Origin of the sequence: Pseudomonas sp. 24 E 13, assembly GCF_900004715.1 — a bacterium.
Taxonomy (GTDB): domain Bacteria; phylum Pseudomonadota; class Gammaproteobacteria; order Pseudomonadales; family Pseudomonadaceae; genus Aquipseudomonas; species Aquipseudomonas orientalis_A.
In genome coordinates this window covers 3,261-26,734 of record NZ_CVTO01000147.1, presented here as the reverse complement: position 1 = coordinate 26,734, position 23,474 = coordinate 3,261, and the positions used below count along the sequence as shown (strand labels likewise).

22 protein-coding genes, 1 pseudogene and 1 riboswitch are annotated in these 23,474 nt (G+C 60.0%); of the genes and pseudogenes, 14 read left to right on the top strand and 9 right to left on the bottom strand.

What is annotated here, in order from left to right; translation table 11 throughout:
• The first annotated feature begins 73 nt into the window (after nucleotides 1-73).
• Complete coding sequence (locus BFP90_RS20925; RefSeq protein WP_065895849.1) at nucleotides 74-1,504, top strand: IS1182 family transposase; 1,431 nt, start codon at nucleotides 74-76, stop codon at nucleotides 1,502-1,504.
• A gap of 632 nt (nucleotides 1,505-2,136) precedes the next feature.
• Here BFP90_RS20925 and BFP90_RS20920 read toward each other — a convergent pair.
• Entirely contained in the window at nucleotides 2,137-2,493 is a 357-nt protein-coding gene (locus BFP90_RS20920; RefSeq protein WP_065894078.1) for a hypothetical protein, read from the bottom strand.
• Between the two features lie 214 nt (nucleotides 2,494-2,707).
• Between BFP90_RS20920 and BFP90_RS20915 the strand changes: the two genes are divergently transcribed.
• From BFP90_RS20915 to BFP90_RS20905, 4 genes and pseudogenes are all read left to right on the top strand, one after another.
• Nucleotides 2,708-3,601: a helix-turn-helix domain-containing protein gene (locus tag BFP90_RS20915; RefSeq protein WP_065897888.1), complete on the top strand. Its 894-nt coding sequence runs from the start codon at nucleotides 2,708-2,710 to the stop codon at nucleotides 3,599-3,601.
• A gap of 99 nt (nucleotides 3,602-3,700) precedes the next feature.
• A pseudogene (locus BFP90_RS29675) lies at nucleotides 3,701-4,417 on the top strand (PAS domain S-box protein); the annotation flags it as partial.
• Between the two features lie 45 nt (nucleotides 4,418-4,462).
• Entirely contained in the window at nucleotides 4,463-4,969 is a 507-nt protein-coding gene (locus BFP90_RS29670) for a methyl-accepting chemotaxis protein (protein ID WP_370671702.1), read from the top strand.
• 163 nt (nucleotides 4,970-5,132) lie between these two features.
• The gene (locus tag BFP90_RS20905) at nucleotides 5,133-6,170 is read left to right on the top strand and encodes a GGDEF domain-containing protein (RefSeq protein ID WP_065897886.1); all 1,038 of its coding nucleotides are present in this window, start codon (nucleotides 5,133-5,135) and stop codon (nucleotides 6,168-6,170) included.
• Nucleotides 6,171-6,313: 143 nt separating this feature from the next.
• Here BFP90_RS20905 and BFP90_RS20900 read toward each other — a convergent pair whose 3' ends face one another.
• Nucleotides 6,314-7,315, bottom strand: a complete 1,002-nt coding sequence (locus BFP90_RS20900) for an SLAC1 anion channel family protein (RefSeq protein ID WP_065897885.1) — start codon at nucleotides 7,313-7,315, stop codon at nucleotides 6,314-6,316.
• A gap of 116 nt (nucleotides 7,316-7,431) precedes the next feature.
• Between BFP90_RS20900 and BFP90_RS20895 the strand changes: the two genes are divergently transcribed.
• The 5 genes from BFP90_RS20895 (at nucleotide 7,432) to BFP90_RS20875 (ending at nucleotide 10,844) form a co-directional block, all read left to right on the top strand.
• Nucleotides 7,432-8,388, top strand: coding sequence for a GlxA family transcriptional regulator (locus BFP90_RS20895; RefSeq protein WP_065894082.1), 957 nt, complete (start codon nucleotides 7,432-7,434; stop codon nucleotides 8,386-8,388).
• A 115-nt stretch (nucleotides 8,389-8,503) separates the two neighbouring features.
• Nucleotides 8,504-9,067, top strand: coding sequence for a nucleotidyltransferase family protein (locus tag BFP90_RS20890; RefSeq protein ID WP_065897884.1), 564 nt, complete (start codon nucleotides 8,504-8,506; stop codon nucleotides 9,065-9,067).
• 128 nt (nucleotides 9,068-9,195) lie between these two features.
• Nucleotides 9,196-9,636 (top strand): tryptophan-rich sensory protein TspO, encoded by a 441-nt coding sequence (locus BFP90_RS20885; protein WP_065897883.1) that lies wholly within the window; start codon nucleotides 9,196-9,198, stop codon nucleotides 9,634-9,636.
• Nucleotides 9,636-10,589: an alpha/beta hydrolase gene (locus BFP90_RS20880; RefSeq protein WP_065897882.1), complete on the top strand. Its 954-nt coding sequence runs from the start codon at nucleotides 9,636-9,638 to the stop codon at nucleotides 10,587-10,589. The genes BFP90_RS20885 and BFP90_RS20880 overlap by 1 nt, the downstream gene beginning before the upstream one ends.
• Before the next feature lie 30 nt (nucleotides 10,590-10,619).
• Nucleotides 10,620-10,844 carry a hypothetical protein gene (locus BFP90_RS20875; protein WP_065897881.1) on the top strand — a complete coding sequence of 75 codons (225 nt, stop codon included), beginning with the start codon at nucleotides 10,620-10,622 and terminating at the stop codon, nucleotides 10,842-10,844.
• A gap of 180 nt (nucleotides 10,845-11,024) precedes the next feature.
• Here BFP90_RS20875 and BFP90_RS20870 read toward each other — a convergent pair whose 3' ends face one another.
• The 4 genes from BFP90_RS20870 to BFP90_RS20855 all read right to left on the bottom strand — a co-directional run bounded on the left by BFP90_RS20870 (nucleotide 11,025) and on the right by BFP90_RS20855 (nucleotide 15,108).
• Complete coding sequence (locus BFP90_RS20870; RefSeq protein ID WP_065897880.1) at nucleotides 11,025-11,789, bottom strand: ABC transporter ATP-binding protein; 765 nt, start codon at nucleotides 11,787-11,789, stop codon at nucleotides 11,025-11,027.
• Nucleotides 11,786-12,790 (bottom strand): FecCD family ABC transporter permease, encoded by a 1,005-nt coding sequence (locus BFP90_RS20865; protein WP_065894088.1) that lies wholly within the window; start codon nucleotides 12,788-12,790, stop codon nucleotides 11,786-11,788. The genes BFP90_RS20870 and BFP90_RS20865 overlap by 4 nt, the downstream gene beginning before the upstream one ends.
• Complete coding sequence (locus tag BFP90_RS20860) at nucleotides 12,787-13,797, bottom strand: ABC transporter substrate-binding protein (RefSeq protein WP_065894089.1); 1,011 nt, start codon at nucleotides 13,795-13,797, stop codon at nucleotides 12,787-12,789. The genes BFP90_RS20865 and BFP90_RS20860 overlap by 4 nt, the downstream gene beginning before the upstream one ends.
• Nucleotides 13,798-13,911: 114 nt before the next feature.
• A riboswitch (cobalamin riboswitch) is annotated at nucleotides 13,912-14,106 on the bottom strand.
• Nucleotides 14,107-14,178: 72 nt separating this feature from the next.
• The gene (locus BFP90_RS20855) at nucleotides 14,179-15,108 is read right to left on the bottom strand and encodes a DNA/RNA non-specific endonuclease (protein WP_065897879.1); all 930 of its coding nucleotides are present in this window, start codon (nucleotides 15,106-15,108) and stop codon (nucleotides 14,179-14,181) included.
• Between the two features lie 135 nt (nucleotides 15,109-15,243).
• Here BFP90_RS20855 and BFP90_RS20850 point away from each other — a divergent pair, with 135 nt between their 5' ends.
• Both BFP90_RS20850 and BFP90_RS20845 read left to right on the top strand, forming a co-directional pair.
• Nucleotides 15,244-16,305, top strand: coding sequence for a M4 family metallopeptidase (locus BFP90_RS20850; RefSeq protein WP_065897878.1), 1,062 nt, complete (start codon nucleotides 15,244-15,246; stop codon nucleotides 16,303-16,305).
• A gap of 28 nt (nucleotides 16,306-16,333) precedes the next feature.
• Entirely contained in the window at nucleotides 16,334-16,633 is a 300-nt protein-coding gene (locus tag BFP90_RS20845) for a protealysin inhibitor emfourin (RefSeq protein ID WP_065884129.1), read from the top strand.
• Nucleotides 16,634-16,791: 158 nt separating this feature from the next.
• Here BFP90_RS20845 and BFP90_RS20840 read toward each other — a convergent pair whose 3' ends face one another.
• Nucleotides 16,792-18,183, bottom strand: a complete 1,392-nt coding sequence (locus BFP90_RS20840; RefSeq protein ID WP_065897877.1) for an aldehyde dehydrogenase family protein — start codon at nucleotides 18,181-18,183, stop codon at nucleotides 16,792-16,794.
• 105 nt (nucleotides 18,184-18,288) lie between these two features.
• Here BFP90_RS20840 and BFP90_RS20835 point away from each other — a divergent pair, with 105 nt between their 5' ends.
• Nucleotides 18,289-19,161, top strand: coding sequence for a putrescine utilization regulator PtrR (locus tag BFP90_RS20835; protein ID WP_065894092.1), 873 nt, complete (start codon nucleotides 18,289-18,291; stop codon nucleotides 19,159-19,161).
• Between the two features lie 143 nt (nucleotides 19,162-19,304).
• Here BFP90_RS20835 and BFP90_RS20830 read toward each other — a convergent pair whose 3' ends face one another.
• Both BFP90_RS20830 and BFP90_RS20825 read right to left on the bottom strand, forming a co-directional pair.
• Nucleotides 19,305-19,514, bottom strand: coding sequence for a hypothetical protein (locus BFP90_RS20830; protein WP_043047518.1), 210 nt, complete (start codon nucleotides 19,512-19,514; stop codon nucleotides 19,305-19,307).
• 100 nt (nucleotides 19,515-19,614) lie between these two features.
• Entirely contained in the window at nucleotides 19,615-20,811 is a 1,197-nt protein-coding gene (locus BFP90_RS20825) for an amino acid aminotransferase (RefSeq protein ID WP_065894093.1), read from the bottom strand.
• Between the two features lie 342 nt (nucleotides 20,812-21,153).
• On the opposite strand from BFP90_RS20825, the gene uvrB reads away from it, so the two are divergent.
• Nucleotides 21,154-23,169, top strand: coding sequence for an excinuclease ABC subunit UvrB (gene uvrB / locus BFP90_RS20820; protein WP_065894094.1), 2,016 nt, complete (start codon nucleotides 21,154-21,156; stop codon nucleotides 23,167-23,169).
• The last annotated feature ends 305 nt before the right edge of the window (nucleotides 23,170-23,474 follow it).

The following is a 23,474-nucleotide window of genomic DNA, read 5'->3' as shown; positions in this document are numbered from 1 at the left end:
GGCCCAGAGTGTGTAAAAACGCCTTCGCGAACTCTTGCTATGATTTCTGAGGATTTCATCGCAGGGATCGCCCATGAAGCGCTTTATCCAAGGTGAACATCGAGGCCAAGGCACCTTACTTCCCGAGAGCCTCGACGACTACGTCAGCGATACCAATCCGGTGCGGGTAGTCGACGTCTTTGTCGACGAACTCGACCTGGTCAGTCTGGGTTTTGAGGGTGCTATTCCTGCTGACACAGGCCGGCCGGCTTACCACCCCGCGATCCTGCTGAAGATCTATATCTACGGTTATCTCAACCGCATCCAGTCGAGCCGACGTTTGGAGCGAGAAGCCCAACGCAACGTCGAGCTGATGTGGCTGACCGGGCGTTTGATGCCGGATTTCAAGACCATCGCCAACTTCCGAAAAGACAACAGCAAGGCCATTCAAGGCGTCTGTCGCCAGTTCGTTGTGCTGTGTCAGCAGTTGGGACTGTTCGGAGAAAATCTGGTCGCCATCGATGGCAGTAAATTCAAAGCAGTCAACAACCGCGACCGCAATTTCACCAGCGCCAAATTGAAGCGGCGAATGGAAGAAATTGAATCGAGCATCAAGCGTTACCTGGCTGCACTCGATGCTGCCGATCGGCAAGAACCCACAGCTTCCGAGCCTAGCGCCGTGCGGCTGGAAGAGAAAATCGCCAAGCTCAAAACTCAAATGAAGGAGCTTCACGCGATCGAAATCCATCTCAATGAATCGCCGGATAAACAGGTCTCACTGACCGATCCAGACGCCCGCTCCATGAAGACGCGTGGCACGGGAATCGTCGGCTACAACGTGCAGACAGCGGTCGATACTCAGCACCATTTGATCGTTGCACATGAGGTGACCAACGTCGGTTCCGACCGCGATCAACTCAGCTCAATGGCCAAGCAGGCCCGCGAGGCTATGGCGTCAGAAACGTTGTCGGTAGTGGCTGATCGAGGTTACTTCAAAAGCGAACAAATCCTGGCTTGTCACGCTGCCGGCATCACCGCCTATGTGCCCAAGCCGATGACCTCTGGAGCCAAGGCAGACGGGCGTTTCAATAACGATGCCTTCCTCTATGACGCGGCAAAAAACGAATACATTTGCCCGGCTGGAGAGGCGCTGATCTGGCGCTATACCAACGTTGAAAAAGGCCTGACGTTGCACCGTTACTGGAGTTCGAAATGCCAGGGCTGCGCGTTGAAGTCGCAATGCACTCCGAGCACGGAACGACGGGTTCGACGCTGGGAGCATGAAGCCGTATTGGAGGAGATGCAGCTTCGGCTGAGCAAAGCGCCGGAGATGATGCGAGTCCGAAAGCGGACGGTTGAGCATCCCTTCGGGACGCTCAAACAATGGATGGGTGCGACGCACTTCCTGACGCGAAAGCTGGCCGGGGTGGGCGCGGAGATGAGTTTAAATGTGCTCGCCTACAACATGAAACGAGTCATGAAACTCATCGGTGCTCACGGTTTGATGAAGGCGCTATCGGCATAAAAAAGCTGATTTTGGCCCATCCCAGAGGCTATAAACAGAGTTGACGTGTTCCAGGTCGCGGCTGATGCAATACGCAGTATTTGCCATGCGCTCGTTCAGCCACGAACGTCAATGATCCAAGACGACGAGGCCTTGAGCGTTTTTACACACTCTGGGCCGAAAGCTGCCGCACTTTGTGTCATTCGACGCAGCCATCAAAAGCAAATCGCCGCGTCGTCGTACGTGCGTACAACCACTCGGCGAGTAAAGTGTCTTTCGAGTTGGATGCCTGAAAATCAGCCTGTACACGGCATTTCGCGGTCGAGCAATCGGGCAGTGCTACTAAACAATAAGGCGGTAGCTGTACGCAGGTTAGTAGACCGGTGGAACCTAACAAAACCGGCGCGCCCTGGGGCGCCCTACGCACAGCCATCATCAAGCACAGACGGGACGTCTGGTGGATAGAGCGTGTGCACTTGTTAGGTTAAACCGTGGGCTACTAAACCCGATCGCCGAGACATTCAGCGACCGAGCCACCTTAATCACAGCCATCCCAGCGCACAAGCCGGCGAATTCTGACCCATGCGTAGGCAATGGAGCAAGGCGTCGCAGGGGGTGGGGATTTTTCCTGCGGGCTTCGGCATCAGGTCAGGTTAGCGACGCGCCAGCCGCGCACGCCAGTCGCCCGCGTGTTGCAGGCGACAGTCTTCTTCGCAATCAACGTGCACGCAGCGCTCCATCGGCAAGGGTGGGATGCCAGCTTCGTGCAGCGCTGTGGCGGTCAGTTCGCGCATGCGTCTGTCGGCACCGCCGCTGAGGGCGAGTGCCTTGTTGGCGCGGGTGTCGAATACCCAGGTTACGCGCAGGCTTTGGGGGAAGGCGCTGTAGTCGACGGTGTGGGTCAGCCAGTCGAAGCCCGGGATTTCGGCTTTGGCGGTTTCGCAGGCCTCGGTGAGGGCGGCGATCAGTTGCCGTTCGAGGCGGGCGCAGTCGCGTTTGGTCAGCGGCATCGGGGCTCCGGTTGTGCATGGTTGCGTGGGGCAGGCCCGGCCTTGTCCGACTCTGCTTTGTCGATCAGACGCGCCTTCAATCGAACGCGCTTGAGGCGAGGCAAGGCCGTAAAACATTTTTGGGGTGAATCAGCCAGCCGTTGGAATATGCATATACTACCGGCATTGTGAGCAGTAAAAATTGTTTCTATATAGAGAGGGTTGTTTGACGTCGATGAAGACAGCTGATCTGCTTGAGTATTTGGAAGAGACCAGTACCGAAATGACCCGAGGCAATATAGATGAAGCGATGCTCCTTCATTTCGATTTGATAATGGAAAGCTATCGGGGCAAACCTTTTTTCTATAAAAACCTGTTGAAATATGACAGGTTCATGGTCGCGCTGTCTTTAATCGGCTTTGGCTACAAAGATGAACAAGTTCCCTTGTCCGAAGTTAAAGCTTTTTGCCAGAAACGCGGCTATATGTCTCGCAACAGTCTGGATGCCTATTTCTCCTTTCTAGTGGTCAGCGGCTATATGAACGTTCAGCTCCACGTTCAAGATGGACGACTGCGTTGTTTTCATCCCACGGATAAAACATTGCGCGATGCCACGCCGATCATCAAGTCATATTTATTGCCATCGCAGATGATTATTCCTTACGACAGTTGGTTCCCGAGCTTGGCAACGTCCGTGGATTTATTACGAATCTATGCCCGGGGGTTTACCAGAATACTGGAGTCGGATTTCCTGCTTGATAAACTTTTACCTGAGGCAAAATGGATTCTTAATCGCGATGGCGGTCATTTGCCAATGCTCGCGCTGTACACGGATGCCTTGCGCAACGGGTCGCTGGAAACCGGTTACAAAGTGTCGTCCTATGTGGAGCTCTCGCAATGTCTTGGCGTGTCAAAAACGCACATGCAACGCATGATCAAAGAGGGCGAGTTACAGGGCTACTTCAAATGCGATAAACGTCTGATTGTATTGAGTCCGGCGTTTGTTGAGTTAATGAGGCGGGCCATGTCGATATGTTTCGCAATCACGCGGGTGAGTATGGAGCTGGGTGTGGCTGAGGACCCGGTTAAGAATAGCTCTGTGGATACTTGCAGTTTATTGAGGGCGTGAGCCCGATATAAGCGCCTTGTTTTATTCGGTCGTCCTCTCGAAAACAGTGTTAACCACCAGCATTGTCCTTTTTTACACTCGCTCATACCGGAGGTCAGTGTGTTCAATCGTCGAATCAAGAATGCTCTCTTTGACTGCCAGGAGGAACTGACGACGTCGCTGGGTACGCTCGCCAGCATCGAATCGGTCTTTCTCTCCATACGTGTTGATGGGGCTGGGCGAATTATCTCGGCCAATCAGCGGTTTGCGGCGACGCTGGGGTATTCGCTGGAAAAACTGTCGAATATGACAGTGAGTAATATCACGGATGAGCCGCACAACGATTTCGCCCCGAACCTGTGCGCCATCGAACGGCAACGCTATCGTGCCGCCGACGGCCGTGCTGTGACGCTCGACATCGGTTGGATTACGGCAGCAAACCGCACATTTCAGGGCTACGGCGTCGTTGCGCCCCCTCCTGCCCAAGACGAACGGGAGGCTATCGAAATGTTCAGCGCGCTGAACCGTTCGATGGCGATGATTCAATTCAACCTTGCGGGTGAAGTCATTTATGCCAACGAGTCTTTCGTTCAGGCCATGGGTTATAGCCTTGCCGAGATAGAGGGCAGGCATCACCGTATTTTCTGCCTGGCGGAGGACGTGGCTTCGGCGGATTACTCCGAGTTCTGGAAGACTTTAAACAAAGGCGTGTTTCACGCCGGGCGCTTTCGCCGGGTGGATAAAAGCGGAAACGTGGTGTGGTTGGAAGCCACTTACAATCCCATCAAGGACGCTGCCGGCCGGGTTTATAAGATAGCCAAATTCGCCAGCGTGGTGACCGCGCAAGTGGAGAAAGCCGATGGGGTCAAGCGCGCCGCTACAATGGCTTATGACGTGTCGTTGGCTACCGATGTAAAAGCTAACAAAGGTATGGAACTGGTCGCGGACTCCGTACATGGTGCCCAAACTATTGCGCAACAGATGGCCTCAGTCAACGACAGCATGACCGCGCTTGAATCCCAGTCGCAGTTGATCGGCTCCATCGTTGATACCATCGGCGCCATTGCCACCCAGACCAACTTGTTGGCGCTTAACGCTGCCATCGAAGCGGCACGCGCTGGAGTACACGGACGAGGTTTTGCGGTGGTGGCGGATGAAGTGCGCAAACTCGCCGGCCGCACCAGTTTAGCCACGCAGGAAATTACGGGCGTGGTACGGCAAAACCGTGAATTGGCCGCTCAAGCCGCAGTGCGTGTCCAGTGCAGCAGAGACCAGGCTGACGTTTTGCTGAAATTATCCGAGCAGGCAGGCGTGGCAATGGCTGATATCCAGCTTGGTGCCAGGCAAGTCGTGGAAGCCATTGGCAGGGTCACCAGCGACCTGGATTAAGTTCTCAACGTGCTGCGCAATAGTGTTTACGTAGCCGACGCAGTGTTATATGCATTTTCTGATTAAGGAGGGTGTTACCCGTCGAGGATCGTCTGCGTCATGGATTAACGCTTACCCGGACATTTAAACTACATCCAAGTCATTTTGGCAAAGGAGTTTCAGGATGCCGGCGATTTTCAAGATCAGACCAAGAATGCGAACACTGCTATCACCCGCTGTGAACATGATTGAAAGGGTGGGGCTGATTGCCTGGATAGGGGTTCTGCTGATAGATCCCATGACGACGCTGGACCTGCCAAACATTATTATCACGCTGTCGCTGTTAGGGGTCTGGTATGTTCATCGCATAACCGCTCACTTCTGGATCTGGAGAGTGCTTGGCGTTCTTTATATTGTGTTGTTGTCATTGGGTTTTGCGCATGTCATTGATGCCAATGCGGAGCTGCGCGTCTTCACACTTCCGCTTGCTGTAATCATCGTGGTGAGCAGCGCCATCCTGTTTGTTGCAGTTCAAGACTATTTCCTGTCTGCGCTGCTGGTGTGGGTCATCATGTGGCCCACGCTTGACGTCGGTTTGTATAACGGACTCGAAGTGTATCTCGCCATTTTCTGCATCGCGTCCATGTCTGTCGGCTTTACCCTCAGCTTTACCTATTTAAGGAACATGCGTTCGGTCCTGTTGGTGGAAAGCGAGTTCAGAACATTGGCGGAGACCGACTTTCTTACTTCCATTCTCAACCGACGCGCCTTCATGGCGACCTTCCAAAGTGCATTGGCGGGAGGTCGCAGCGGGTATTTCATCATGTTGGATATTGACGGTTTCAAACAGAAAAACGACCAGTACGGTCACGATGTGGGCGACAAGATTTTATGCGCCATGGCCGCTTGTCTGAAATCGACTCCAGGCAGCCACAGTGTCGGGCGGCTCGGCGGGGAGGAATTCGGTGTCTTGTTGCTGGGGGACAATGACGCCGTCGCCCATGAATATGCGTTGCGCTTACTGGCAAACATCCGTTGCAGCGTATTGCCTCCGCATCAATACACCTGCAGCGCGGGGGTCGCGCCGTTCTCGGCGACATCGGACATGTCAGCGGTGCTCAAATGTGCGGACATCAATATGTATAAAGCCAAGCATGACGGTAAAGATCGAGTTTTTCAGAATGGCAAACGCATCAAGCCGCTGCTTCCTGCGACTAAATGATGATGAGGGGGCTCCGGTTGCACGTGGTTGCGCAGGGCAGGGACGGTGCTGGCGTGCGCCATACCGGCGGTCGCGTCAGTCGATGAAACCTGTGGGGCAAAAAAAAGCGAGCCGATGAAGGCTCGCCAAAGGGAGGTAAACGGTCAGTTGGCAAGCAGTTTGCCGCTGAACAGGCTGATCAGGGTTTTCACCATCAGTACGGTGAGTACCACCGTGAGGAACAGCAGGATCGCTGCGGCGATGACTGTCAGCACGCTGCTTTCCTGGGCATGTGCATATTTCAGCGCCGCATTGCTCAGGGCTGCGATGGGAAAGCTGATTGCCCACCACGAAGGGGCAAAGGGCACATCGCGATGGAACACTTTGAAGCTCAGCACCACGAACAGGAACAGGCCGAAGTAGAACAACACGCTGGCAAACCGGTCGATCTCGCCGAATACATTGGTGTACGCCAGGAAACCTACTTCAAAAGGTGCAATCAGGACCATCAGCGAAGGCACCATGCCTTTGGCCAGAGGGGCTTCATGCACCAGTCGCGAAAAAATCCGGGTGAAGAAAACCAGCGCCAGCACCGCACCCACGGCGAGGGCAAACAGGTTGAACTCAGCCGCCCAGGCCATGGGCATGTGCGCGCCGGTGACCGCGATATCGAGGGTGGCAACACCTGGAATCAGCCAGGCAGGTACGGCATTCAACGCGTCCTGGTTGCCCGACAACAGGCGCAACACCACGAAGCCTGCGAGCAACACGGTCAGTAAGCTCCCCAGTATCCAGAGCGCCTGTCCGAGCCATTCATTGTGGGGCGCGGCGACTGCCGACAGCAGCAACATTGCAATGGTGACGGTGCCAAAAAAGTTACTGGCGATCGGATGGTTGAACTCGGCTTTCACCGCGCCAGGATGTCTCGCCCATTTGGTTAGGTAACCCAAGGTCAACACCACGAATACCAAGCCGGCCAGGGCACCAATCGCTTCACCCAACGCGCCGCCGACGCCGTAATACTGCCCGCTCAAGCGCCACGCCAGGCTCAGGCCGGCCAAGCCCATGACCGAGCCAAACAAATTGACAGGCAGGTTCTTGATGGACGTCGTGCCGGTGTGTACCGCTTGAGCAGCAGCGGCGCTGGGGGGGGATGCAGTGTTCATGGCAGTCTCCTGTTTGACTGAATTTGCTGTTGAGGCTATTTTCAGCCAAATGAGCCGCTGGCTGAAAGAGTTGTATAGCGACGTATTCAGCCAATTAGTCGACGAGGACAGACATCATGCGCATAACGCTCCTGGCATTCCCCCGCGTGCAACTGCTGGACGTCGTCGGCCCTGCCGACGTTTTTGCCGAAGCAGCCAGGCAACTGGGCAATCCACGTGCCTATCGGGTCGAAGTGATCGGTGCCGACAAGGGGATGATCAAAAGCTCAAGTGGTTTGAAGCTGGGTATCGACGAAACCTTCAAAACTCATAAAGGCAGGATCGACACCTTGCTCGTGGCCGGCAGCCCCCACATCGACGAAATTGCGCATGACCCTGTGGTGCAGGATTGGCTGCGCCGGCAGGCGAAATCCGTACGTCGGATCGGCTCGGTCTGCAGCGGCGCTTTTCTGCTGGCCGCCGCTGGCCTGCTCGACGGCCGCCATGTCACCACTCACTGGAATTCCAGCGCAAAACTGGCGGAGCAGTACCCGCACACCCGCGTCGACCCGGACAGCATCTATATCAAGGATGGCAACATCTACACCTCGGCCGGGGTCACAGCGGGCATGGACCTGGCGTTGGCGCTGGTCGAAGAAGACCACGGCCGAGAACTGGCGCTCAGCGTTGCCCGTGAAATGGTGATGTTCTTCAAGCGGCCTGGCGGGCAATCGCAGTTCAGCGCGCACCTGGCGGCGCAGACCGCCGAACGCAGCGTGATCGCAGACGTGCAGAATTATGTTGTGGAGCACTTGAAGACCGACTTGAGCGTACCCGTCCTGGCCGCCCGCGCCGGTATGAGTGAGCGCAACTTCGCCCGTATCTTCAAGGCCGAAGCCGGTTCGACCCCGGCCGAATTTGTCGAACTGGCGCGGATCGATACGGCCAGGCGGCTGATCGAAGGCTCGGACGTATCACTCAAACGCTTGGCCGACACCGTCGGCTATGCCAATACGGATGGGTTCAGAAGGGCATTCATGCGGCGTCTCGGCGTGGGGCCAAGTGATTACCGAAAGCGCTTTTCATCGGTGTAATCTTACTTCAGCGCGCGCTTCTGGCCCGATAACACTCACGCGGAAGGCCTGGCGCGTAAACGCAGATAGGGCGTTTTCGGCGAACAAATTCGAGCCGGATTACCTGGGAGTTTCCATGACATTGACCGTCAACACCTTCCTCGAACTGGCCATGGCCAACCCCATCAACGTCGAGATCACCGCGCGCTTGCCGGCGTTGGACGTGCCGCAGTGCATGCTCACGGCGGGCTGCCTGTTCCAGGCGGTGTGGAATCATCAGGCGCAGCGGCCGGCGGACGGGGGGGTGAAGGACTATGACGTTTTCTACTTCGATGAAGACCTGTCCTACGAGGCGGAGGATGCGGTGATTCGAAGGGCCGAGGCGTTGTTCCAGGACCTGGGCGTCAACGTGGAGGTCAAGAACCAGGCGCGCGTTCACCTCTGGTATGGGCAGCGCTTTGGCCGGCCATACCCGCAATTGCACTCGGCCAGGCAGGGGGTGGACCGGTATCTGGTGGCGGGCACGTGCATCGCTTTGGACATTGCCACGGGTGAGGTGTATGCGCCTTATGGGTTGGCGGATGTGGAGCACGGCGTGCTGCGCATGAACCCCGTGCATGCCGAGCCTGAGCTGTTTCTGCGCAAGGCCGGGAGTTATCAGGCGCGCTGGCCCTGGCTCAGGATTGTGGAGCCGGACTGATTTTTCACGGCATATTGAACAGATGGCCTGCCTGTCATTTTTGCCGCGTATAGGGAATTTATGCGCGCCCGTTCGAGTCACTGGAAAAGACTGCGTTGCTTTCCACCATTGCCTCTCAAGGACCGACCATGACCTTTTTCATCTTCCTGCTCGCTTGCGCCGCCGCCTCCAGTACCGGTGTCATTTTCAAACCAGGCGCCTGGTACGAATCCCTGGTCAAGCCCAGCTTTACCCCGCCCAATTGGCTGTTCCCGGTGGCGTGGACCCTCATCTACCTGTTGCTGGCCTGGGCCGGTTACCGCTTGAGCCTGATCCCCGGCAGTGAAACGGTGTTGGCCCTGTGGGCGGCTCAGATTGCGTTGAATACACTGTGGACGCCGGTGTTCTTCGGCGCGCACCGCTTGCTCGCCGGGATGGTGATCATTGTGCTGCTGTGGCTGACCGTGGCGGCGATGGTGGTGCTGGCGGTGCGCCTGGACCTGATTACCGGCTTGATCCTGTTTCCTTACCTCGCCTGGCTGTGTGTGGCCGCGGCGTTGAACTTCTCGATTTTGCGGAATAACCGTTGATGGCTTACCAATCCTGGCCCGCCAGCGAGGCCGAACTGGCCCAGATGCGTCGCTTCAATCAGAAGCTGTCGTGGATGCCGCGCTTTAAAATTCGCAACCGCGTCACCCCCCGTGTGATCCAGGCGCTGCTGCAAACCAGTCAGCGTTTCAAGAAGGCCCCGGTGGTGGAGCGCAGGCTGGTCGGCGGCGTGCCGGTGCGCATCATGCGGCCCGAGGGTGCGCCCAAAGGCGTAGTGCTGGACATCCACGGCGGCGGTTGGGTGATCGGCAATGCGCAGATGAACGACGACCTCAACCTGGGCATGGTGCGCGCCTGCGGCGTGGCGGTGGTGTCGGTGGACTACCGGCTGGCGGTCGACACGCCGGTCGAGGGGCTGCTCGAAGACTGCCTGGCCGCTGCGCGCTGGCTGTTGGCCGACTGCACGGAGTTTGCCGGCCTGCCGGTATTTTTCGTCGGCGAGTCGGCCGGTGGGCATTTGGCGGCGTCGACGTTGCTGGCGCTCAAGCAATGGCCGGCGTTGCTCGAACGCGTCGCTGGCGCGGTGTTGTACTACGGGGTCTACGACTTGACCGGCACGCCAAGCGTGCGCGCGGCCGGGCCGCAGACGCTGCTGCTGGATGGGCCGGGCATGGTTGCGGCGCTGCGCCTGCTCACGCCGGACATCACCGACGAAGCACGTCGACAGCCGCCGCTGTCACCCTTGTATGGCGACTTCTGCGGCCTGCCGCCGGCGTTGATGTTTGTGGGCGAGCTGGACCCGCTCAAGGATGACACGCTGCTGATCGCCGAACGCTGGAGCGGAGTAGAAGCGCATCTGCTGCCGGAATCGGCCCATGGCTTCATTCATTTTCCGGTGGCGCTGGCGGACAGCGTGTTGGCGTACAGTCGCAAATGGATAACGCAGCAGCTGCATCGTGTGGGAACTAAAAAACTGATCGCTGAGTCAGGTTAATCAGTTGTTTCTCATTTTGAGGATTCCCCAATGCCTGCTTACACCTTGAACTACCGGTTCAATGACGAACCGCGCACTCATACATTTGAGCTCAAACAGTCCGAGTTGCCTGTGCATGAAGCGGCGGTGCATTTGCTGCAGTTGCATTTTGGTGATGCGGAAAACGGCTTGATCCTGCCTGCTGCGGATGCGACGCCGGAGGAAATCCTCGAGCAGGCGCAGGTGGTGGGAATCACCCATATCAAGGTGGAATGAGGCCGCCAATCCGGTAGTGCAGGCGACACCGATGCAATGGCCTCTGGTGTTCCAATGTGGGAGGGGGCTTGCCCCCGATAGCGGTGGGTCAGTTATTGACGCTTTTGCTGACTCGCCCTCATCGGGAGCAAGCCCCCTCCCACATGTGAATCACCGCCAGCTGTGCCGCCGTCACAGGGTTCAGCTGCAGCGCAGGCGCAGGATTTTTGCGCCGTCGAAGGGGTCCGTGAGGTAATGCCCCTGTACCCCGAATGTCTCATGTAACCGCTCCGGCGTCAGCACCTGCAGTGGCGTGCCCAGCGCCACCAGGCGCCCACGGTCCAGCACCGCCAGGCGATCACAGGTCAGCGCCTGGTTCAGGTCATGCAGGGCGATCAGGGTAGTGACCGGTAAACCCTGTACACCTTTGAGGATGGTCAGTTGATGCTGGATATCCAGGTGATTGGTCGGTTCATCCAGCAACAAAATCCGGGGCCGTTGTGCCAGTGCTCGGGCGATGTGCACGCGCTGGCGTTCGCCACCCGAGAGGCTGCGCCAGGCGCGGTGGCTCAGGTGGGTGGCGTCCACGTCGTGCAGGGCCTGGCGCACGATGCGGTCGTCGTCATCGGACCATGGGCTCAACGCCGACAGCCACGGCGTGCGGCCCAGCGCCACGGCGTCGAACACGCGGATGGCGTCGTCGGTGTCGGCCTGTTGTTCCACCACCGCCAATTGCTGCGCGATGGCGCGGCGCGACAACTCACCCAGGCGCTTGCCGTCCAGCTGTACTTCACCGCTGGCCGGGGTGCGCAAGCCGGCGAGCAATTTGAGCAGGGTGGATTTGCCCGAGCCGTTCGGCCCGACGATGCCGAGGGTTTCCCCCGACTGCACCTGCAGATGAATATCGCACAGCAACTCGGCGTCACGCACCTTGAAGCCCAGGCCGGTGCAGCTCAGTACCGTCATCGTGCATTTCTCCGACCGATCAGGATCAGCGCGAACACCGGCGCACCGACCAGTGCCGTGACCACGCCCACCGGAATCACCTGGCCCTTGATCAGGGTACGCGACAGCACGTCCGCCGCGATCAGGAACAAGGCGCCGCCCAGGGCGCTGGCCGGCAGCAGGCGCGAGTGACCGGTGCCGAGCATCAAGCGCACGGCATGGGGGATCACCAGCCCGACAAACCCGATGGAGCCGACAATCGACACCATCACCGCCGTGACCACCGCCGCGCAGCCCACCAGCACAACCTGCACGCGGCGCACCGGGATGCCCAGCGAGGCCGCCGAGTCGGTGCCGAAGGTAAACGCATCCAACGCACGGCGGTGCCACAGGCATACCGCCAGCCCCGCTACCGCCACCGGCACCGCCAGCCACACCGATGGCCAGCGCACGCCGCTGAGGTTGCCCAACAGCCAGAACATGATGCCGCGGGCCTGTTCGGAACTGGCGGATTTGGTAATCAGGAACGCGGTGAGCGCATTGAACAACTGCGAACCGGCAATGCCGGCCAGGATGATCTGGCCGGTGCCGCTGGACGAGCCGCTGGCCCGCGCCAGCAGGATCACCAGGGCAAACGCGGCCATGGCGCCGACAAAGGCGCCGGCCGACAACGAAATCAGCCCGCCGCCCACCCCGATCAGCGCGATCAGCACCGCACCTGTCGAGGCGCCGGCGCTGATGCCGAGCAGATACGGGTCGGCCAACGGGTTGCGCAGCAACGACTGCAGGATCACCCCACAGGTTGCCAGGCCCGCGCCACAGGCACCGGCGACCAGGGCACGGGTGAGGCGGTAGTTCCACACCACGCCTTCATCGATGGGGTCGAGCACGTAGCCGGCCGCCCACAGTTTGTTGGCGAGCACCTGGAGTACCACCTGCGGCGAGATAGCGGTTTCGCCGATGGCCACGCCGGCAAGCAGGGCGATCAGCAGCAGCGTAAGGGCGAGCAGGGTGCGTATCATTGCGGCAGGTTGTAGCTGTCGATGGCGGCGGCCAGTTGTTCCAGGCCGTCGAAAGTGCGCAGGCTGGCCTGCAGCGCCAGGGCGTCAAGGATGATGATGCGGTTGTGCTTTACCGCGTCCATGTTGCGCGTTACCGGGTCGCTGCGCAGGAAGGCCAGCTTCTTTTCATGGTCGTCGGCGGGGTAGCGACGGCGATCCATGCGCGCGATCACCAGGAAGGTGGGGTTGGCCTTGGCAATGGTTTCCCAGCCTACGGCCGGCCATTCTTCGTCGGACTGCACCACGTTGCGCAGGCCAAGGGTTTGCAGCATGAATTGCGGAACACCTTTGTGGCCGGCCACGTACGGGTCGCTGGCCATTTCGGCGCTGGAGAACCAGACCAGCGCGCTGGCCTGTTTCAAGCCTTTGCCCTGCGCGGTGGCGATCGACTTGGCCAGGCGCGCCTTGAGGTCATCGGTCAGTTGCTGGCCGCGCGCCTGCACGTCGAAGATCTCGGCCAGTTGGCTGAGGCTCTTGTAGATCGTCTCGATGCGAAACGGCTCCAGCCGCGTGCCGTCGGCGCCCACCAGGTTGTCCTTGCCTTCGCAGTCGGAGGGCAGCAGGTAGGTGGGGATATTCAGTTCGTGGAACTGTTCGCGGGTGCCCACCACACCTTGAGGGCCGACCACCCATTCCAGCTCGGCGGCCACCAGTTGCGGGCGCTTGGCGATGACTGCCTCGAAGCTCGGCTCGTTATTGGCCAGGCGCTCGATGCTGGCGTTCTGCGCCTTGTACTGCGCCTGTACATCGTTGAACCACAGCGACGTGCCGACCACTTTATCGCCCACGCCCAGCGCATACAGCATCTCCGTGGCGGCCTGGCCGATGGTCACGCTGCGTGCAGGGGCTTGCGCAAAGGTGATCGAGCTGCCGCAGTTCTCGACGGTCAGCGGGTAGTGGGTCGGTGCGGCTTGGGCCAGGGTGCAGGCACCCAGGCCGATGATCAGGGCCGTAACGCGTGGCAGCATGGGGCAATCTCCGTTTGAACCGTCGATGAAGCAAGGCAGGAACGGTTCGGAAATACACCCACACGCGCTGCCGGCCGGGCAGCACAAGGATGGCCTTCCCGGACACCCCGCCGGTTAGTGAGTCACTTGGCCGGCAGGTCTCCTGACTGATGCGTCGTCGCCAGGCTCCGGCCTTCCCGGACAACGTCCAGTGGCAGTGGGGAGCAGGCTCAGCACCTACAGTTGCGGGGGCAGTTTCGATTGACGTCGCGGACGACGTTTCGAATTCCCTATTAGTCCCGTGCGGGAACCGGCGGCGCTATGGTAGTCGATCACGACCTGTAGGAGCGAGCTTGCTCGCGAAGGTCGTCAACGATAACGCGGGGCCCCGGTGCGCCGTGGTCAGAGTCGGATATCCTGCGGCCCCCGCACCAGCGCTTCGATCCGCGTCCCCGTGGCGCGCTCCTCGTTGCTGAAACCGTCGTAGTCGGCCAGGTTGCCGAAGCGGATGCCGGTCAGTTGTTCGATCTGCAACACGCTGCGCCGGTAGGTTTTGAGCGGACCGAACACCAGGTCCAGTTGGCCCAGTTCGTTGCGTTGGTCGATCATGTAGGCGCTGGCGGAGGGTTTGCCGTCGTCGCTGAGGTAGGCCACCACTTTCCAGAACGCCTGGGGGATTTTCACGCCACGGTACAGGCGGTCGTCGTCGGCGAACACCGGGCCGCTGAAAACGCTGGCGCGAGCTTTCCAGCGCTGGGTGTTGTCGAGGATGTAGTCCTCCAGTTCCAGCCAGGTCTTCTGGTTGAAGCCGCTCATCTGCGGCGAGCAGTTGGTGAAGTGGAAGGTGTCGACGTTGGCGGTATTCGCCTCGTCCCCCCAATTGGGGTCCTGGCGCCGCACCAGGTGACCACGGTCCAGGCCATTACCGGCGTAGAGGTCTTCGCCCACCTGGGCGTCGAGGGGCAGGCGGCCATCGTAGGCCCAGGTGTCGTTGCTGCGCACGATATCCACGTGCTTGTCGCCGTCGATGTTGACGCCGACATACAGCGCCAGGCGTCGCGAGCGCGACATGCTGATGGAAAAGTGCGTGTAGTCCAGGCGTCCGGGTTGGGCATCGCCTGCCAGGGCCGTGTCCAGCGTGGGCCAGGGCACTGCGAAGCTACCGAGAAAATCCTCGGCGTAACCGCGCCGGTTCTGCAGGTCCTTGGCTGCGGTGACGCGCGGGGTTGCGGCCCTGGCCTCCAGCAGGGAAGGGGCGGGCGCGATCAGAGGGCGAAGGTCGGCAAGCCTTGGGCGGTAAGACAGGTCGATTTTGACGTGACGTGCGGGCATGGGGGATTTCCTGATGGGCCTTGGATAAACACGACTGCAACATGATTTCATGACAATTTGTCCCAGGCGGCGGACGCGCGTCTATCCTGAAGTCGTTAACCGGCCGTTCACCACACGCCAAAAAGGAGCCAGCTTATGTGTGTTCGCCACCCGCGAAATCCGATTTTCTGCCTGATCCCGCCGTACATGCTCGACCAGATCGCGCGCCACGGTGACAAAGCCCAGCGCGAGGTTGCGCTGCGCACGCGCGCCAAGGACAGCACGTTCCGCTCGTTGCGCATGGTCGCCGTGCCCGCCAAAGGCCCGGCCCGCATGGCGCTGCTGGCGGGCGCCGAGAAGCAGCGCTCGATCTACAGCGCCGACAACACCGACAGCCTGCCCGGCAAGCTGATCCGTGGCGAAGGGCAACCCGCCAGCGGTGATGCCGCGGTGGACGAGGCCTACGACGGCCTGGGCGCGACCTTCGATTTTTTCGACCAGGTGTTCAATCGCAATTCCATCGATGATGCCGGGATGGCGCTGGATGCCACCGTGCACTTTGGCCAGGACTACAACAATGCTTTCTGGAACTCGACCCAGATGGTCTTTGGTGATGGCGACCAGCAGTTGTTCAACCGCTTTACCGTGGCGCTGGACGTGATTGGTCACGAGTTGGCGCACGGGGTGACCGAGGATGAAGCCAAGTTGATGTACTTCAACCAGTCGGGTGCGTTGAACGAGTCGCTGTCGGACGTGTTCGGATCGCTGATCAAGCAGTACGCTTTAAAGCAAAAGGCCGAGGACGCCGATTGGCTGATCGGCAAGGGGCTGTTTACCAAAAAGATCAAAGGCACCGCGCTGCGCTCGATGAAGGCCCCCGGCACGGCGTTTGACGATAAATTGCTGGGCAAGGACCCGCAGCCGGGGCATATGGATGACTTTGTGCAAACCTATGACGACAATGGTGGCGTGCACATTAATTCCGGCATTCCCAACCATGCGTTCTATCAGGTTGCTACGCGTATTGGCGGGTTCGCCTGGGAGCGTGCCGGGCGTATCTGGTATGACGCCCTGCGTGATTCGCGGTTGCGGCCGAACTCGGGGTTTCTGCGTTTTGCACGTATCACTTACGATGTCGCCGGGCGCCTTTATGGCGCGAACAAGGATGAGCAGAAGGCCGTGAAGGAAGGTTGGAAAGCGGTCGGTATCAACGTCTGACACTCCGCCAGGGCGGTGAGGAACAGCCATGCGAATCTCGATCAAGGAAAACGGCGGCCCGGCGTTCTTTCCGGGCTTGGCCAAACCTCGCAGTGTCGAGCTCGATGCACTGCCCGAGCAGGATCAGCAGGAGTTGCGGCAACTGATCGAGCAGTCGAAGTTTTTCCAGTTGCCGCAAAGTACTCAACCCTCCGGCAATCCTGGGCAGGTGCATTACACGCTCACCGTGACCGAGGGCGAGCGTGAACACACCGTGTGCGTATTGGCGCCGGTGAAGTCGCAGGCGCTGGACGGGTTGGTGCAGTGCGTGCGGCGACATATTCGCTGATTGCTTAGAATAGGTACGGCCCCCAAGGTTGTCTGGATCCAAATGTGGGAGGGGGCTTGCCCCCGATAACGGTGTGTCAGTGACAGATGTCTGGCTGATCCACCGCCATCGGGGGCAAGCCCCCTCCCACCTTTGATGTGTGTTGAAGCCAGGGCTGTTTATTGACGGTCGAGCCACACCGTCTGCGCGTTGCAGAACTCGCGTACGCCGAAGTGCGACAGCTCACGGCCGAATCCGCTTTTCTTCACACCACCAAATGCTACTCGCGGGTCGGAAACGCTGTAAGCGTTGACGAAGATCCCACCGGTTTCCAACTGGTCGACGATGTCCCGCGCCTTCGCCGGGTCGGTGGTGAAGATACTCGCGGTCAGGCCGAATTCGCTGTCGTTGGCCAGGGCCACCGCATGGTCGGAGTCGCGGGCGGTGATGATGGACGCGACGGGGCCGAACAGTTCCTGTTTGAACGAGGTCATCTGGTCGGTGACGTCGGCCAATACGGTGGGTTCGTAGTAGTTGCCTGCGCCCGCCACCTTGTTGCCGCCCAGCAGCAGGGTGGCGCCTTCGTCGAGGGTGGCCTGGACCTGGCCGTGCAGCTCATCGCGCAGATCGAAGCGCGCCATGGGGCCGATGTAGGTGGCAGGCGAGGTCGGGTCGCCCATCACCAGGTTGCGGCTGGCTTCAAGGAACCTGGCGGTAAAGGCTTCAACCACACCGGCCTCGATGATCAAGCGCTTGGCGGCGGCGCAGACTTGGCCGCTGTTCTGGAAGCGACCGATCAGCGCGGCCTGTACGGCGGCGTCGAGGTCGGCGTCGTTGAGCACGATGAACGGGTCGGAGCCGCCCAGTTCCAGCACGCATTTTTTCAGTGCCGCACCGGCCTGGGAGCCGATGGCGATACCGGCGCGCACGCTGCCGGTGAGGGTGACGGCGGCGATACGTGGGTCGGCGATGGCGCTGGACACACCTTCGGTGGTGACGTTGATGACCTCGAACAGGCCTTCAGCGAAGCCGGCCTTCTGGAACGCCTGCTGCATCAGGTAAGCGCTGCCCATCACGTTCGGCGCATGTTTAAGCACGTAAGTGTTGCCGGCGAGCAGGGTCGGCACGGCGCCACGCAGTACTTGCCATACCGGGAAGTTCCAGGGCATCACGGCAAGGATCGGCCCCAGCGGGCGGTATTCAATCCGCGCGCTGCCGTTGTCCACCAGGGTCGGCTCCGGCGCGAGCATGGCGGGGCCGTGCTGCGCGTACCACTCGCTGAGCTGGGCGCATTTCTCGATTTCGGCACGGGCCTGGGCAATGGGTTTGCCCATTTCCAGGGTGATCATCTGCGCCATGGCTTCGGCCTGGTCACGCAGGGCGCCGGCCAGAGCCAATAGCAATTGCGCGCGGCGGCCCACGGTTTGGCGGCGCCAGGTGCGGAAGGCAGCGGTGGAACGGGTGAGCGCGGCATCCAGCTGCGACGGGCTTTCATACGCGTAGCTGCCAACGGTCTCGCCATTGGCCGGGTTGATCGACAACGCGTGGGTCTGATGGGAAATAGCGTTCATGGCACCGTCCTGCAGGGGTGATGGGAATGGAAGCCAGCGTACGCTGCTGGACGTTTTCCGAAAACTGAATAATATTAAGCAATACATTCACGATTGGAGAATGAATTGGATCTGGTGCAGTTGGAAATCTTCAAGGCCGTTGCCGAACAAGGCAGCATCAGCGCCGCCGCGCAGTTGATCCATCGGGTGCCGTCGAACCTGACCACGCGGATCAAACAACTGGAGCAGGACCTGGGCGTGGAGCTGTTTATCCGCGAGAAAAGCCGCCTGCGCCTGTCACCGGCCGGGTGGAATTTCCTCGGCTATACGCGGCGTATTCTCGATCTGGTACAGGAGGCCCGCGCCACGGTGGCGGGGGAGGAACCCCAGGGCGCCTTTGCCCTCGGCTCGCTGGAAAGTACCGCGGCGGTGCGTATTCCCGCGTTGCTGGCGGCGTATAACCAGCAGTACACCAAGGTTGAGCTGGACCTGAGCACGGGACCGTCGGGCACGATGATCGAAGGCGTGCTGTCCGGGCGTTTGACGGCGGCCTTTGTCGATGGCCCGGTGCTGCACTCCACGCTGGAGGGCGTGGCGGTGTTTGAAGAGGAGATGGTGGTGATTGCGCCGCTGCATCATGCGCCGATCACGCGGGGGCGGGAGGTGAATGGCGAGAACATCTACACCTTTCGTTCCAACTGCTCATATCGGCATCACTTCGAGCGTTGGTTCTCACAGGACGGTGCGGTGCCGGGCAAAATCTTCGAGATTGAGTCTTATCACGGCATGCTGGCCTGCGTCAGCGCCGGGGCAGGGCTGGCGTTGATGCCGCGCAGTATGCTGGAAAGCATGCCGGGGGCGGCGGCGGTCAGCGTCTGGCCGTTGACGGAAAACTTCCGTGTGTTGAATACCTGGCTGATCTGGCGCCGGGGCACGGTGTCGCAGAGCCTGAACAGCTTCGTAAAACTGCTGGAGGAACGCGGGCTTGCAGCAGCCTGAATCCAACGTAGGAGCGAGCTTGCTCGCGAAAAACGTCAACGATAACGCGTAATTGCTGGATAAACGCGGTGGCTGTGAGTTTTTCGCGAGCAAGCTCGCTCCTACAACATCAGGGCAAGCCCCCTCCCACGTTTCGCTCTTGATCAGCCGCCGAATTGGAAGGTGCCCATGGCCAGCTTGGCCATGATCGCCGTGGCGCCCAGTTGCACCAGCCACAACGCCAGGCCACCGAGGAACACCCCCAGCGCCACTTGCAGCACCAGGCTTTTCTGGCGCTTGGCTTGCGGCGCGCGTGGAGCATAGTCATGCAGTTCGTCGCGGTCGGCACGCAGATCCAGGTCGTCGTTTCTCATAGGGCTCTCACAGCAAAGGGACAGTCGGTGTGCAGTCTAGTGCGTTCGCCAACAAAAAGGGGGAAGCCCTTGGCTTCCCCCTCGTTCAACGCCTGCAGGTTTACAGCACCTGAACGATTGCCTGTGTGACCGCAGCAATGTTCGACTGGTTCAGCGCCGCCACACAGATGCGGCCGGTATCCAGTGCATAGATGCCAAACTCGCTGCGCAGGCGGGTGACTTGCTCAACGCTCAAGCCGGAGTAGGAAAACATCCCACGCTGGCGCCCGACAAAACTGAAATCGTGGCCTGGCGCGGCCTTGGTCAGCTCCGCCACCATCTGCTCGCGCATGCCGCGGATGCGCAGGCGCATTTCGCCCAGTTCTGTTTCCCACTGGGCGCGCAGCTCAGGGTTGTTCAGTACCGCTGCAACGATTGCCGCGCCGTGGGTGGGCGGGTTGGAGTAGTTGGTACGGATCACGCGCTTGACCTGGGACAGGATGCGCGCGCTTTCTTCCCTGGAGTCGCCGACGATGGACAAGGCGCCCACGCGTTCGCCGTACAGGGAGAACGACTTGGAGAACGAGCTGGACACAAAGAAGGTCAGGCCCGACTCCGCGAACAGGCGCACCGCGGCGGCGTCTTCGTGGATACCGTCGCCGAAGCCCTGGTAGGCCATATCGAGAAACGGCACCAGGTTCTTGGCCTTGATGACGTCCAGTACGTTCTGCCAGTCCGCCGGGCTCAGGTCGACACCGGTCGGGTTGTGGCAGCAGGCGTGCAACACCACGATGGACTGTGGCGGCAGGGCGTTGAGGTCTTCGAGCAGGCCGCTGCGGTTGACGTCGTGGGTGGCGGCGTCGTAGTAGCGGTAGTTCTGTACCGGGAAACCGGCGGTTTCGAACAGCGCGCGGTGGTTTTCCCAGCTCGGGTCGCTGATGGCCACCACGGCGTCGGGCAGCAACTGCTTGAGGAAGTCGGCACCGATCTTCAGCGCGCCGGTGCCACCCACGGCCTGCACGGTTACCACACGGCCGGCTTCGAGCAGCGGCGACTTATCACCGAACAGCAGGGTTTGCACGGCCTTGTCGTAGGCCGCGATGCCGTCAATCGGCAAGTAGCCACGGGCGGCATGTTGCGCCACGCGAATGGCTTCCGCTTCGGCAACGGCACGCAAGAGCGGAATCTTCCCCTCCTCGTTGCAGTAAACGCCCACGCCAAGGTTGACCTTGGTGGTTCGAGTATCGGCGTTGAATGCTTCGTTGAGGCCCAGGATTGGATCGCGTGGTGCCATTTCGACAGCGGAGAACAGGCTCATTTTTGCGGCAGCTCTATGGGGGAAGGGAGGGACGTGTCGCGCTCCAGCCGGTTGCACTAGAGCGGTGCACAAACGGGGAGCTAGTATAGAGGCCATCACGGCTGAGGGCGACAGCGGAAATGGCTTTTCGGCCAAGTTTTTCGGTTTAATTGCCCACCGTTAGTCTTATTGCAGATTGATCCCGGACGGCAGGTAGGACGTTTGCCTTGAAACCCGACACCTTCGTCACCACTACTACGGCTATCATGGTTTTTTCCTGCAACCTGCGATGATTATTCGTGGGTTGCTGAGCTATTTCGTCCCTGGCGGTGTTGAGTCTGGGGTGACCACACGAGGTACGTTATGTCGGATTTCCAGCTCGTCACCCGTTTTGAACCCGCCGGCGACCAACCGGAAGCGATTCGCCAGATGGTCGAAGGCATTGAGGCCGGCCTGGCGCATCAGACGCTGCTTGGGGTGACCGGTTCAGGCAAGACGTTCAGCATCGCCAACGTGATCGCGCAGATCAATCGCCCGACCCTGGTGCTGGCACCGAACAAAACCCTGGCCGCGCAGCTGTATGGCGAGTTCAAGGCGTTTTTCCCGAACAACGCGGTGGAGTATTTCGTTTCCTACTACGACTACTACCAGCCCGAAGCCTATGTGCCGTCCTCCGATACCTTTATCGAGAAGGATGCGTCGATCAACGACCATATCGAGCAGATGCGGCTGTCGGCGACCAAGGCCTTGCTGGAGCGCAAGGACGCGATCATCGTCACCACGGTTTCGTGCATCTACGGCCTGGGCAGCCCGGAAACCTATTTGAAAATGGTGCTGCACGTTGATCGCGGCGACAAGCTCGACCAGCGCGAACTGCTGCGGCGCCTGACCAGCCTGCAGTACACCCGCAACGACATGGACTTTGCCCGTGCGACGTTCCGCGTGCGCGGCGATGTGATCGACATTTACCCGGCCGAATCCGACTTGGAGGCGATCCGCATCGAGCTGTTCGACGATGAAGTCGAAAGCCTGTCGGCCTTCGACCCGTTGACCGGCGAGGTGATTCGCAAACTGCCGCGCTTCACCTTCTACCCAAAAAGCCACTATGTGACCCCGCGTGAAACCCTGATGGGCGCGATCGAGGGCATCAAGGTGGAATTGGCCGAGCGCCTGGAGTATTTGCGTTCCAACAACAAGCTGGTGGAAGCCCAGCGCCTGGAGCAGCGCACCCGTTTCGACCTGGAGATGATCCTGGAGCTGGGCTACTGCAATGGCATCGAGAACTACTCGCGCTACCTGTCGGGCCGCGAGTCCGGTGCGCCGCCACCGACACTCTATGATTACCTGCCGCCGGATGCCTTGCTGGTGATCGACGAATCCCACGTCAGCGTGCCGCAAGTCGGCGCGATGTATAAGGGCGACCGTTCACGCAAGGAAACCCTGGTGGAATACGGCTTCCGTCTGCCATCGGCGCTGGACAACCGGCCGATGCGTTTTGACGAATGGGAAGCCATCAGCCCGCAGACCATCTTTGTCTCCGCAACGCCTGGCAACTACGAGGCCGAACACGCCGGCCGGGTAATTGAACAGGTCGTGCGACCGACCGGCCTGGTCGACCCGCAAATCGAAATCCGTCCGGCGCTGACCCAGGTCGATGACCTGCTGTCGGAGATCAACAAGCGCGTGGCCCTGGAAGAGCGCGTGCTGGTCACCACCCTGACCAAGCGCATGTCCGAAGACTTGACCGATTACCTGGCCGACCACGGCGTGCGCGTACGCTACCTGCACTCGGACATCGACACGGTGGAGCGGGTGGAAATCATTCGGGACCTGCGCCTGGGCACCTTTGATGTGCTGGTGGGCATCAACCTGCTGCGCGAAGGCCTGGACATGCCCGAGGTATCACTGGTGGCGATCCTGGACGCGGACAAGGAGGGCTTCCTGCGCTCCGAGCGTTCGCTGATCCAGACCATCGGCCGCGCGGCGCGCAACCTCAACGGCCGGGCGATCCTGTATGCGGACCGCATCACCGGTTCCATGGAGCGGGCGATCGGCGAGACCGAGCGTCGTCGCGAGAAGCAGATTGCGTTCAACCTGGAACACGGCATTACCCCCAAGGGCGTGTTCAAGGATGTGGCCGACATCATGGAAGGCGCCACCGTACCCGGCTCGCGCAGCAAGAAGCGCAAGGGCATGGCCAAGGCTGCCGAGGAAAGCGCCAAGTACGAGAACGAACTGCGCTCGCCGAGTGAAATCACCAAGCGGATTCGGCAGTTGGAAGAGAAGATGTATCAGTTGGCGCGCGATCTGGAGTTTGAGGCCGCGGCGCAGACCCGGGATGAGATTGGCAAGTTGCGCGAGCGGTTGCTGGCTGTTTGATCTGGGGTGACTTCACTGGCCTCATCGGGGCATAGGTATCTACACAGCTTTGATATGACACCGGCATGTGGCGAGGGAGCTAGCCCCCGATGGCGGCCTCCGGGCCGACCAGGATGTTGGTGTCGATCCAGGTCCAAATGTGGGAGGGGGCTTGCCCCCGACGGCGGCCTCAGGACCGACCAGGATGTTGGATCAGATCCAGTACATATCCGTTTCTGCGGTAACGGCTACTTAAGGTTCCGCCCTGACGGCGGCTCACTTTTGAAAAGCGCAAAAGTAAGCAAAACGCTCTTGCCCCACCACTC

What these genes read in the sequence shown, in the direction of transcription:
- BFP90_RS20925 (WP_065895849.1), top strand. Translation starts at nt 74, where the DNA reads ATGAAGCGCTTTATCCAAGGTGAACATCGAGGCCAAGGCACCTTACTT.
- BFP90_RS20875 (WP_065897881.1), top strand. Translation starts at nt 10,620, where the DNA reads ATGCCTGCTTACACCTTGAACTACCGGTTCAATGACGAACCGCGCACT.
- BFP90_RS20920 (WP_065894078.1), bottom strand. Translation starts at nt 2,493, where the DNA reads ATGCCGCTGACCAAACGCGACTGCGCCCGCCTCGAACGGCAACTGATC.
- uvrB (WP_065894094.1), top strand. Translation starts at nt 21,154, where the DNA reads ATGTCGGATTTCCAGCTCGTCACCCGTTTTGAACCCGCCGGCGACCAA.
- BFP90_RS20865 (WP_065894088.1), bottom strand. Translation starts at nt 12,790, where the DNA reads ATGATACGCACCCTGCTCGCCCTTACGCTGCTGCTGATCGCCCTGCTT.
- BFP90_RS20840 (WP_065897877.1), bottom strand. Translation starts at nt 18,183, where the DNA reads ATGAACGCTATTTCCCATCAGACCCACGCGTTGTCGATCAACCCGGCC.
- BFP90_RS20855 (WP_065897879.1), bottom strand. Translation starts at nt 15,108, where the DNA reads ATGCCCGCACGTCACGTCAAAATCGACCTGTCTTACCGCCCAAGGCTT.
- BFP90_RS20885 (WP_065897883.1), top strand. Translation starts at nt 9,196, where the DNA reads ATGACCTTTTTCATCTTCCTGCTCGCTTGCGCCGCCGCCTCCAGTACC.
- BFP90_RS20845 (WP_065884129.1), top strand. Translation starts at nt 16,334, where the DNA reads ATGCGAATCTCGATCAAGGAAAACGGCGGCCCGGCGTTCTTTCCGGGC.
- BFP90_RS20830 (WP_043047518.1), bottom strand. Translation starts at nt 19,514, where the DNA reads ATGAGAAACGACGACCTGGATCTGCGTGCCGACCGCGACGAACTGCAT.
- BFP90_RS20860 (WP_065894089.1), bottom strand. Translation starts at nt 13,797, where the DNA reads ATGCTGCCACGCGTTACGGCCCTGATCATCGGCCTGGGTGCCTGCACC.
- BFP90_RS20890 (WP_065897884.1), top strand. Translation starts at nt 8,504, where the DNA reads ATGACATTGACCGTCAACACCTTCCTCGAACTGGCCATGGCCAACCCC.
- BFP90_RS20895 (WP_065894082.1), top strand. Translation starts at nt 7,432, where the DNA reads ATGCGCATAACGCTCCTGGCATTCCCCCGCGTGCAACTGCTGGACGTC.
- BFP90_RS20905 (WP_065897886.1), top strand. Translation starts at nt 5,133, where the DNA reads ATGCCGGCGATTTTCAAGATCAGACCAAGAATGCGAACACTGCTATCA.
- BFP90_RS20850 (WP_065897878.1), top strand. Translation starts at nt 15,244, where the DNA reads ATGTGTGTTCGCCACCCGCGAAATCCGATTTTCTGCCTGATCCCGCCG.
- BFP90_RS29670 (WP_370671702.1), top strand. Translation starts at nt 4,463, where the DNA reads ATGGCTTATGACGTGTCGTTGGCTACCGATGTAAAAGCTAACAAAGGT.
- BFP90_RS20880 (WP_065897882.1), top strand. Translation starts at nt 9,636, where the DNA reads ATGGCTTACCAATCCTGGCCCGCCAGCGAGGCCGAACTGGCCCAGATG.
- BFP90_RS20900 (WP_065897885.1), bottom strand. Translation starts at nt 7,315, where the DNA reads ATGAACACTGCATCCCCCCCCAGCGCCGCTGCTGCTCAAGCGGTACAC.
- BFP90_RS20825 (WP_065894093.1), bottom strand. Translation starts at nt 20,811, where the DNA reads ATGAGCCTGTTCTCCGCTGTCGAAATGGCACCACGCGATCCAATCCTG.
- BFP90_RS20915 (WP_065897888.1), top strand. Translation starts at nt 2,708, where the DNA reads ATGAAGACAGCTGATCTGCTTGAGTATTTGGAAGAGACCAGTACCGAA.
- BFP90_RS20870 (WP_065897880.1), bottom strand. Translation starts at nt 11,789, where the DNA reads ATGACGGTACTGAGCTGCACCGGCCTGGGCTTCAAGGTGCGTGACGCC.